General features: G+C 60.2%; 3 protein-coding genes and 1 pseudogene. All 4 read right to left on the reverse strand.

Annotation, left to right across the window (positions count from 1 at the left end; translation table 11 throughout):
* A partial coding sequence (locus AC2VNK_RS04140; RefSeq protein WP_486882921.1) for a transglutaminase family protein occupies window positions 1-772 on the reverse strand: 772 nt, incomplete at its 3' end.
* A 41-nt stretch (window positions 773-813) separates the two neighbouring features.
* Window positions 814-1,800 carry an alpha-E domain-containing protein gene (locus AC2VNK_RS04145; RefSeq protein WP_486882922.1) on the reverse strand — a complete coding sequence of 329 codons (987 nt, stop codon included), beginning with the start codon at window positions 1,798-1,800 and terminating at the stop codon, window positions 814-816.
* Window positions 1,785-3,248 carry a circularly permuted type 2 ATP-grasp protein gene (locus tag AC2VNK_RS04150; protein ID WP_486882923.1) on the reverse strand — a complete coding sequence of 488 codons (1,464 nt, stop codon included), beginning with the start codon at window positions 3,246-3,248 and terminating at the stop codon, window positions 1,785-1,787. The genes AC2VNK_RS04145 and AC2VNK_RS04150 overlap by 16 nt, the downstream gene beginning before the upstream one ends.
* A 373-nt stretch (window positions 3,249-3,621) precedes the next feature.
* Window positions 3,622-3,819 (reverse strand): annotated as a pseudogene (locus AC2VNK_RS04155) (peptidase); the annotation flags it as partial.

Raw genomic sequence — 3,819 nt, forward strand, 5'->3', positions numbered from 1 at the left:
GGATGTGTCCCTCGCTGGCAAGCAGTCCGGAGGTAGGATCGAGACCGATCCAGCCGGCGCCGGGAACATAAACCTCCACCCAGGCGTGGAGATCGGTGAAATCACTGGCTGGACCTGACGGTCCATCCAGTGGCGCCTGATCAGCCACTAGTTGCACCAGATAGCCGGACACGAAGCGAGCGGCGAGACCCATGTGGCGGAGTACCTGCACCAGCAGCCAGGCGGTGTCGCGACAGGAGCCGCTGGCTTTTTGCAGGGTTTCTTCCAGGGTTTGTACCCCGACCTCCATGCGCAGGGTATAGCCGATGTGCCCCTGTAGTCGCTGGTTAACGGCAACGAGGAAATCCACGGTGCGCTGACGACGGCGCTTGATGTCGAGCAGAAAACGCTGCATTAACGGGCCTGCCTCCTCCTGCTCCAGGTAGGGTGCCAGTTCTTTGCGGAGGGTGGGATCGTAATGGAAGGGCCAATGTTCTGCCGCCGGCTCTATAAAAAAATCAAAGGGATCTATCACTGTCAGGTCGGCGATGACCTCCACATCCACCTGGAGCGACTTTGCGCGTTCCGGAAAAACGAGGCGCCCCTGATAATTACCGAAAGGGTCCTGTTGCCAGTTGAGGAAGTGTCTGGCCGGTTCGACGTTGAGCGAGTAGGCGAGGATCGGCGTCCGGCAATGGGGCGCCGGGCGCAGGCGCAGCACATGGGGGTGGATCTGCACCAGGCGATCAAAGTCATACTCGGTCTGGTGGCGCAGGACGACATGGATACCCATGATGATTCCCTCTGGAGGTGATGTGTATGTCGTGTTTTCCGTCAGGCTTGTACAGCGCTCAAGTGCAGTCCCTTAGGCACGCCATCGAAGCCCGAAGCATCACGGGCGAAGTAGGTGCCTTGAATGGTGCGGTGGACCATGGCCAGATCTTTCTGCGCCTGATCGAGGTATTCGTGCAGCAGGTCCGGGCGCAGGTTGGCGAACTTCAGGGTGTCCAGGCGCCGCCGCGCCCGGCGCACCACCTCGGAAGGGATGCCCGCGTTGGGCAGGTGGGCGAGCGCCACCTCCATCTCACCCAGGCAATATTTCATGCTGCGCGGAAACTTGCCGTCCTTGAGCAGATAGTCCACCACCTGATTGCTGCGCACCTGCACGGAAACATGGCGGCGGTACATCTCAACGGCGCTCAGGGCCCGCAATACGCCCAGCCAGAGGCTGTTCCCGGTCGTTTTCTGTAGGCCGTGATCCTGAGGCAGGATCACGGCGCTGGTCACGTCAATAATGCGCGTGGTCATGTCGGCGCGTTCCATGTTGCGGCCCAGCTTGATGAACTGGTACACATTGTCCTGGCTCATGCTGCTGATGAGCAGGCCCACCAGGGCGTGGCGTCGGGAAATGACCTCGCTGAGAAAGGCATAACGTGCATGACGGCTGTCCGAGCTGGTGCCAGCATGTTCGCGGACGAAGAGGAAGAGGGTGTTCAGGCGCTCCCAGAACTCGGCGGGGAGCAGGTCGCGGAAGGTGCGGCAGTTCTCCCGGGCCTGATGGATGGCGGCCATCACCGAGTTGGGGTTGCGCTCGTCGGCAATGAGAAATCGCATGATGCGGCCTTCCTCCGGCGTGCCGTAGTGCTCCGTGTAGAGTTCGGCGTCACCCGTCACCTGCAAGAGAATGTCCCAGCCGAACTTGGCGCCCTGGGGCAGGTCGAGCAGCAGCAGTGTGGTGGCATTGATCAGCCGAGCCATGTCTTCGGTCCGCTCCAGATAGCGGGCCATCCAGTACAGGTTTTCAGCTACTCGCGAAAGCATGGGGCCTCCTCATCGACAATCCAGGTGTCTTTGCTGCCGCCGCCCTGGGAGCTGTTCACCACCAGCGAGCCGGGTTGCATGGCCACCCGGGTCAGGCCGCCGGTGGTCACGTACATTTTGTCAGCCTGCAAAATAAAGGGGCGCAAGTCCAGGTGACGGGGTTCCAGGTGATCGTCCACCAAAGTCGGCGCGGTGGAAAGATTCAGCGTGGGTTGGGCGATATAATTGCGCGGGTTGGCAATGATTCGCTCCGCGAAGCGGACCCGCTCTTCCGGCGTGGCGCGCGGTCCGATAAGCATGCCGTAACCACCCGATTCATTGGCCGGTTTGACCACCAGTTCGTCCAGGTGACCCAGCACGTAATCACGGTCCGCGTCGCGCATGCACAGGTAGGTTGGCACGTTGGGCAGGATAGGTTCGGCAGCCAGATAGTAGCGGATGATCTCGGGCACGAAGGCGTACACCACCTTGTCATCGGCGACTCCGGCACCGGGGGCATTGGCGATGGCGATCGTGCCGCGTCGCCAGGCGCGCAGCAGCCCGGGAATACCGAGGGCGGAGTCGGGAAGAAAGATTTCGGGATCGAGATAATCATCATCGATGCGCCGGTAGATCACGTCCACCCGCTGTGGCCCGGAGATTGTCTTGAGATAAACGACATCGTCGTTGCCGACGAAAAAGTCCGCACCTTCCGCCAGATAGGCCCCCATCTGCTGCGCCAGATAACTATGCTCGAAGTAGGCCGAGTTATAGATGCCGGGGGTGAGCACCGCAACGACGGGTCGCTCCCCCTCGCGCGGGGACAGGGCCGCGAGCGTTTCGTAAAGCCGGTTGGGGTAGTCGTCCACCGGCAGGATAGTGGAGGAGTTGAAGAGCTCTGGAAAGAGCCGCTTCATGATCTGCCGGTTCTCCAGCATGTAAGAGACGCCAGACGGAACACGCAGATTGTCTTCCAACACATAGACCGTGCCGTCGGCATCGCGCACCAGATCGCTGCCGCAGATGTGCGCCCAGACCCCCAAAGGCGGATGCACGCCCCGACAGGCGTTCCGGAAATTACGGGAGCTGGCCAGTACTTCGGCGGGGAAAACGCCGTCGGCGACAATGCGCTGCGCGTTATACAGGTCGTCGATAAAAAGGTTGAGGGCTTGTAAGCGTTGCTTGAGTCCCTCTTCAATGTGTACCCATTCCCGCCGTGACATAATGCGGGGAATGATGTCGAAGGGCCAGGCGCGGTCGATATTGCCGGCCTCGCTATACACGGTGAAGGTAATGCCCATCGCGAGGATGGCGGCATCTGCGGCCTGCCGGCGGGCGAGCAGTTCGTTGCTGTCCAAGGTGCTGAGGTAATCAAACAGCGGGGCTGCGGCCAGGCGCGGAACGCCGCCCTCGCCTACCAGTTCATCGTAGGTACTCTGCTGCTGATAATGCTTGCTCAGCCAATCCATAAGCCTTTTCTCCTCTTGCGTGATGCACGCGCATGCTTCTGAATATGGCGGTGAAACGACGTATTCGTCTGTATACTGGATCGGGCCGCGCTCCGGTCATTAGAGAGATGCCAGCAAAGCTTGTGCCAACTACTGGCCGGGTGGTCTCCGATTTTTCCGGAGCGCTGTAACAACGCTATTCTGATCGGTAAATCTGGTCATCGGCTTTTGGGTCTTCTGTAGGCGTTGGTCTGTGCGCCTTGACTCTGTCCTGGATTTGCCGCCTTTGTATCAGATTGTGCCTGAGCAGGGAGAGTTGTTTGCACCATAACGGTGCATATTATTCATATTTGGTGCATGGGACGTTTCCCATCTTTACCTGCATTCCCGGAGCTTAGGCCGGCGGGATGCCAGAAGTTTCCCAGGCAAAGCGCGGCAGATCATCCAGCGCCCGCAGCAACCCCTGACTCCAGCGCTCGCCGATGCTGCGGTAAAAAGGGTCTTCCTCGGACAGGCTCAGGTAACGCCCGGCCCGCAGGCTGTCGGTATGGTAAATGAGCAGTTCCACCGGCGGACCCACGGAGACGTTGCT

This window comes from Acidithiobacillus sp. TH-A35 (assembly GCF_057473505.1).